The sequence below is a fragment of the Haladaptatus sp. W1 genome (genome assembly GCF_001723155.1).
Lineage (GTDB): Archaea > Halobacteriota > Halobacteria > Halobacteriales > Haladaptataceae > Haladaptatus > Haladaptatus paucihalophilus.
The window spans coordinates 1-6,392 of sequence record NZ_MEIH01000090.1; the positions used below are offsets into that span (position 1 = coordinate 1).

Sequence of the window (6,392 nt, forward strand, 5' to 3'; positions counted from 1 at the left end):
GCGGACGTGGTTCGGGAGGAGGCAAAGGACGCCATCGACCCCGTGGTTCGAATCGGCGACGGCGCGCGACTTCAGGGGTCGCAACTCATCCGCGAACTCGAAGACGTGCGGGTCGAACTCGTGGACGAAACCGGGACGACGCCGTACCTCGGCACCGGCGCCCGCGGCATGGGCGACGTGCTCGCGGCGGTCAACATCGCACGGTTGGAGGGCAAAATCGTGGAGGAGCGCGAAATCGAACCGACGGCGGGCGAACTCGGCGTCATCAAACGCCGGTCGCGCGAACGGTCTGCCGACAACCGCGAAATCGACGAGGAACTCGCCCGGCGGGTCGCCGCCGGGGAGTTGACCATCGAGGAGGCGCTGGCGGAACACCGCGAGGAATGACCCTGGCGGTCATAGCTCGACCAGAACCGTGTACTGGTGCGACTCGTCCTTCGGACACTGGAGGTGTTCTTCCTTCACGATGGTGCCCGAGAGCAGTTGCTTGCCGATTTTCTGGAATCTATCGACCTCGAGTGTCCCTTCTCGCGGGCGATGACCTCGCTTTCGGGGTCGGTTTCGAACTCGTCCATGCCGTCACATCCCTCGTACGGACACTGGACGCGCACACGAGCCATATGTCGAACGAGGACCTATCGTCGGTTATAGGTTTTCGTGAATCGTCCCTTCTGCCCGCCGCATAACCTCACCAACCGCGAGCCCGGTTTCCGTCGCCACGGCCAGCGCGTCGTCGAACTCCGCGCTCACGTCGTAGACCGTCCCGGACTCGTCGCGGGCGACTTTGACCGACACGTCGAATTCCCTCCGTCTAACTCCTCTCCGTCTATTTCCAGCGTCGCCGTCTCGAACTCCCGGTGGGCAATCCAGCGGTGGCGGACACCCGTCTCGCGGACGCCCAGCGTCCCGGTCTCCTCGGCGAGTTTCCGGGCGACCCGTTCCGCGTCCTCGGGTTTGACGACGACCTTCACGACGTGCCCCGGGCGGGCCTTCTTCATCGTCGCGGGGAGAATCGAGACATCGCGTGCGCCTGCGTCCGCGAGAATTTCTTGAAGCCCGCCAAGCACCTCCGGCGGCGCGTCGTCCAGATTGGTTTCGAGGACGGTGATGTCGTCGCGCACGAGACCACCGCTCGACTCACCGGCGAGGACGCGCAACACGTTCGGATGGTCGGGGAAATCGTGGCCGCCAGCGCCGTATCCCGAGCCGTCGACGTTCAGCGTCGGAAGCGTTTCGACGCCATCGGCGAAGTGGAGAGAATCGCGGCACCGGTCGGCGTAAGCAGTTCCGCTTCGACGGGGCCGCCGGACAGCGACCAGTCCGCACCCGCCGCGATTTCCACGACCGCCGGTGCGGGTATCGGGAACGTTCCGTGGCTCATGCCGACTTCGCCGCCGCCGGTCGCCAGGGGCGTCGTCACGATTCGGTCGGCGTCGAGGTCGGCGAGCAGCAGGGACGCGCCGACGATATCCGCGATCGCGTCGTCGGTCCCGACCTCGTGGAAGTGGGTCGAATCGAGGTCGGTGTCGTGGACGCTCGCCTCCGCCTCGCCGAGAATTCGAAAGACGGCTTTCGCGTCGCGTTCGATAGGGCAGTCGAGACCCATGGATTCGAGCACGTCGATGACCTCGCGGTAGGTCCTGGAAGGTCGAATCCGCCTCCGGGTCGAGACTGTTGACCACGGGCCGCGGAGACGAGCGCGGATTTTCCGGCTCCGGGCGGGCCGTAGAGGTGAACGTTCGGCGGAAGATGCCCGGAGAAGAGGGGGTCGAGCGCGTCGAGCAATCGCTCCAAGGTCGAACCGCATCCGACCGGATTCGAGACGTGTGTCACCGGACTGAGTGCACTCCACTCGACGACGAGGTTGGCGGCAGGCGGCGTCGCCCGTCGTCGCTCGATGCGCTCACCAATGTCCATTATCGCGGTCTAACCGGTCGGATATAGATAACAGTTGTCTCTCCGCTGTAGCGTTGGGGAGCTTCGACCGGACCGGTTCGTGCGTATCCGGCCACTATCCCCGCCGTCAACGGCCGTTCCGTATTTTATCTATACTACCCTCCTTGGCGGTAAACTAAAGTGCGTTCCAACTAACCCACATCCATGGCAACTGACGCCGATGTGCTCGTCGTCGGGGGTGGTTCGACGGGCACGGGCATCGCCCGGGACCTCGCAATGCGGGGACTCGACGTGACGTTGGTCGAGAAGGGAAATCTCACCCACGGGACGACGGGCCGGATGCACGGCCTGCTCCACAGCGGCGGCCGATACGCCGTCTCCGACCAAGCCAGCGCCGAGGAGTGTATCGAGGAGAATCGCGTCCTTCGGGACATCGCCAGTCACTGCGTCGAGATGACCGGCGGGCAGTTCGTCCAGTTAGAGGGCGATTCCGACGACTACTTCGAGGAGAAGTTAGAGGGCTGTCGGGACTGTGGCATCCCGGCCGACGAGTTGACCGCGCGGGAGGCCCGCGAACAGGAACCCTACCTCACCGAGGACGTAAAGCGCGCCATTTCGGTCCCCGACGGGGCCATCGACCCGTTCCGGCTTTGCGTCGCCAACGCGGCCGACGCCGAGATGCACGGGGCGCGAATCGAGACGCACGCTGAAGTGACGGACGTGCTGGTCGAGGGAAGCGACGTGACCGGCGTCGAAGTGCGCCACGCGAGCGGGCCGGGCAAGCGGGACCACGCGAAACCCGGAACGACCGAGGAGATTCGCGCCGAATACGTCGTCAACGCGACGGGCGCGTGGGCCGGACAACTCGGCGACATGGCGGGCGTCGACGTCGAAGTCCGTCCGTCGAAAGGCGCGATGGTGGTGATGAACTGCCGACAGGTGGATACCGTCATCAACCACTGTCGTCCCAAAGGCGACGCCGACATCATCGTTCCCCACGAGACGACGGCGATTCTCGGGACCACGGACGAGGAGGTAGACGACCCGGAGAACTACCCCGAGGAAGGCTGGGAAGTCGATATGATGATAGACGAGTTGTCGAACCTCGTTCCCATCCTCCGGGACTCCCGAACGATCCGCTCGTTCTGGGGCGTCCGGCCGCTGTACGAACCGCCGGGGACGGGGACGACCGACCCGACGGACATCACCCGCGACTTCTTCCTGCTGGACCACGAGGAGCGCGACGACCTCGGCGGCATGGCGAGCATCGTCGGCGGCAAGTTCACCACGTACCGGATGATGGCCGAGCAGATTTCGGACCACGTGTGCGACAAACTCGGCGTCAGGGCGACCTGCCACACCGCCGACGAACCGCTCCCCGGAAGCCACGATTTTACCCTCCTGCACGACTACATGGAGGAGTTCGGGCTTCGGTCCCCCATCGGACGGCGGAGCGTCCAGCGACTCGGCAGTCGGGCCGAAGGCGTGCTCACGAGCACCGACCCGAACCCCGTCATCTGCGAGTGCGAGGCCGTCACCCGCGCGGAGATTCAGGACGCGATAGAGGGTGCGGGAACCGATTTGAACTCGGTTCGCATCCGCACCCGCGCCTCGATGGGCAACTGTCAGGGCGGCATCTGCTGTCAGCGCATGGCGAGCGAACTCCACCCGGAGTACGACGAACCCACCGCCCGCGACGCGCTGGACGAACTGTTTCAGGAGCGCTGGAAGGGCGAACGGCACGGTCTCTGGGGCGAACAGCTCTCACAGGCCGCGCTGAACTACGCACTTCACGCGACCACCATGAACCGCGACGGGGACACCGAGGACGTCGATTTCGCGGCGTTCGACGGGGGCAACCGTGGCGATTGAGGACGACGTTGTGGTCGTCGGCGGCGGCATCGCCGGGATGGCGACCGCGCTTTCCGCCGCCCGCGAGGGCGCGCAGGTCAGACTCCTCTCGCACAAGGAGAGCACGCTCCGGCACGCGAGCGGTCTCATCGACGTGCTGGGATACGCCGACGGACTGGTGGCGGACCCGTTCGAGGCCATCTCCGGGCTTCCCGAAGAGCACCCCTACCGAACCGTCGGCGAGGAGGGAATCCGAGACGGTCTCGACCTCCTCGATTCCGTGACCGACTACGCGGGCGGCCACACCGACAGGAACGCCCTCGTGCCGACGTTCGGCGGGCGAATCAAACCGACGGCGCGGTATCCCAAAACCAGCGCCAGCGGACTGGCGAGCGACGACCGGGACACCCTGTTGGTCGGCTTCGAGACGGTGGTCGATTTCGACGCGCCGTTGGCGGCCGAGCGACTGTCGGCGGACGTGCCGTTCGACGCGCGCGGCGTCACCGTCGCGTTCCCCGGCGACTTTCGGACCGACGCCCGAATCACCCGACTCGCTTACGCGCTGGACGAAAACGAGCGAATCGAACGGACGCGAAACGGGATTTCGACGTCCCTGCCCGTCCGCACCGCGCTCGCCGAACGGGTCGAACCCCACCTCGGCGGCGCGGAACGCGTCGGGTTCCCCGCGATGCTCGGCGAGGAACGACCCGGCGAGGTGATAGCGTCACTGGAAGCCGAGCTGGGGGCGGACGTGTTCGAGGTTCCGATGGGACCGCCGAGCCTTCCCGGGATGCGCCTCGAAACCGCGTTCCACGACGCCCTCAAAGACGAGGGTGTGCGAACCACGTCCGGGAATCCCGTCGTGGATTTCGAAGGGGACGACGAACTCGAAGCCGTCGTCGTGGAGCGAAACGGCGCGGAAATCCCGTTTTACGGCGACCAGTTCGTGCTGGCGACGGGCGGCCTGGTCGGCAAGGGAATCGATTCGACGCGCGAGCGCGTGTCCGAGCCAATTTTCGACTGTCACGTCCCCGCGCCCGAGGACCGGTACGACTGGTCGGACCCCGAGGCGTTCGGCGACCATGCCTTCGCCCGATTCGGAGTAAAAACCGACGACGAACTGCGGGTGCTCGACGCGGACGGCGAACCGGAATTCGACAACCTTCGCGCCGCCGGTGGCGTTCTCGGCGGCTACGATTTCGCGGCGGAGAAGTCAGGGAGCGGCGTCTCGCTCTCGACCGGCGTCGTGGCGGGACGGATTGCGAGCGAACAGGTGAATGTGAATCCATGAGTGAGAAGCAAGCAGACCGACGAGACGCGGCAGAACTCCGAGACGTGTTTACAGGCGAACCGCTCGACCTCAGACCGGGGTCCGACGACTGCTATAAATGCTCGACGTGCGACACGGAGTGTCCCGTCGCCGAAGTGGACGACGACTTCCCCGGACCGAAGTTCCAAGGTCCCGAGCAGTGGCGACTCAAGCGCAAGGAGGACCAGGACATCGACGACTCCATCATGTCGTGTTCGAACTGCATGCGCTGTGATAGCGTCTGTCCCTCCGACGTGCCGCTCTCCGGGATGCACAACACGGCTCGCGGGGAGTACGTGGAAGAAGAGATGTCGAAGTTCTCGCGGGAGTACATCCGCAACCGGATTCTGGCGAACTACGGCCGACTCGCGCCGCTCGGCGCGAAGTTCCCCCGCCTCGCCAACTTCGTGATGGGCCTCTCGGTGACGAAGACGGTCTACGAGAAACTCCTCGGCATCGCGGGCGAACGCGAGTTCCCCGCCTTCGCCGAGCAGACGTTCACCGACTGGTGGGAGGAGCGAGGCGGCAACGCCACCTCGAAAAAGCGAGCGGAGCGCAACCGGGGCGAAGAGGAGTCGGACGACAAGCGCGTCGCCTACTTCCACGGCGACTACTCGAACTTCAACACGCCCGAGGTCGCCAAGTCGATGGTCCGCGTGTACGAGGAGTTCGGCTACGAAGTCGTCGTGCCCGAACAGCGCTGTTCGGGGACGCCGATGTTCGCCAACGGCATGCTGGACGATGCGAAGCGCGCCGCGAAGTTCAACATCGAGACGTTCGCCACGCTGGTCGAGCAGGGGTACGACGTCATCTGCTCGTGTACCTCCTGTTCGATGGCGCTCCGGCAGGAGTACCCCGAACTCTACTCGTTCGACGGCACCGCGAAGGTCGCCGCGAACACCTACGAGGCCCTCGAATTCCTCCGCATCAACGAGGACTTGGACGGCGCGCTCGCGGACGCCTCCGTCCCGGAATCCGAGTTCGGCTCGCTCGCCTACCACGCACCGTGCCACGCCAGAAATCAGGGACTCGACGGGCAGGCCGTCGAACTGCTGTCGGCGCTCGACGGCACCGACCCGGTGGACGTCGGCGACTCCTGTTCCGGCATCAGCGGCACCTACGGCTGGAAGGAGGAGAAATACGACACGTCGATGAAAATCGGCGAGGAGATGTTCGAACACATGGAGGACACGGAGGGCGAGACGGGCATGACCGAGTGTCCGACCTGCGCGATGCAGATGAATCACGGGACGGGCTACGATATCCGCCACCCGCTCGAAGTGCTGGACGCGGCGCTGGTCAGTTGAATTCGCGCTGAACTCGTTCGGCCATTTTT

General features: G+C 65.3%; 4 protein-coding genes and 3 pseudogenes. 4 read left to right on the forward strand and 3 right to left on the reverse strand.

Features of this window, described 5'->3' with window-relative positions; genetic code table 11:
• Positions 1-387, forward strand: a pseudogene (locus BG842_RS05130) (hypothetical protein); the annotation flags it as partial.
• 74 nt (positions 388-461) lie between these two features.
• Here BG842_RS05130 and BG842_RS27170 read toward each other — a convergent pair.
• The 3 genes and pseudogenes from BG842_RS27170 to BG842_RS27175 all read right to left on the reverse strand — a co-directional run.
• The gene (locus BG842_RS27170; protein WP_254662913.1) at positions 462-620 is read right to left on the reverse strand and encodes a hypothetical protein; all 159 of its coding nucleotides are present in this window, start codon (positions 618-620) and stop codon (positions 462-464) included.
• 25 nt (positions 621-645) lie between these two features.
• Positions 646-1,648: pseudogene (larC, locus tag BG842_RS05135) on the reverse strand (nickel pincer cofactor biosynthesis protein LarC); the annotation flags it as partial.
• Positions 1,649-1,668: 20 nt separating this feature from the next.
• Positions 1,669-1,917: pseudogene (locus BG842_RS27175) on the reverse strand (AAA family ATPase); the annotation flags it as partial.
• Positions 1,918-2,100: 183 nt separating this feature from the next.
• Here BG842_RS27175 and glpA point away from each other — a divergent pair.
• From glpA to BG842_RS05150, 3 genes are read left to right on the forward strand one after another with little or no spacing between them, the layout of a single operon-like run.
• Complete coding sequence (gene glpA / locus BG842_RS05140) at positions 2,101-3,768, forward strand: anaerobic glycerol-3-phosphate dehydrogenase subunit GlpA (RefSeq protein ID WP_069449944.1); 1,668 nt, start codon at positions 2,101-2,103, stop codon at positions 3,766-3,768.
• Positions 3,758-5,038, forward strand: coding sequence for a glycerol-3-phosphate dehydrogenase subunit GlpB (glpB, locus tag BG842_RS05145; protein ID WP_069449945.1), 1,281 nt, complete (start codon positions 3,758-3,760; stop codon positions 5,036-5,038). Before glpA ends, glpB begins: the two co-directional genes overlap by 11 nt.
• Entirely contained in the window at positions 5,035-6,363 is a 1,329-nt protein-coding gene (locus tag BG842_RS05150) for an anaerobic glycerol-3-phosphate dehydrogenase subunit C (protein ID WP_069449946.1), read from the forward strand. The genes glpB and BG842_RS05150 overlap by 4 nt, the downstream gene beginning before the upstream one ends.
• Positions 6,364-6,392 lie beyond the last annotated feature (29 nt).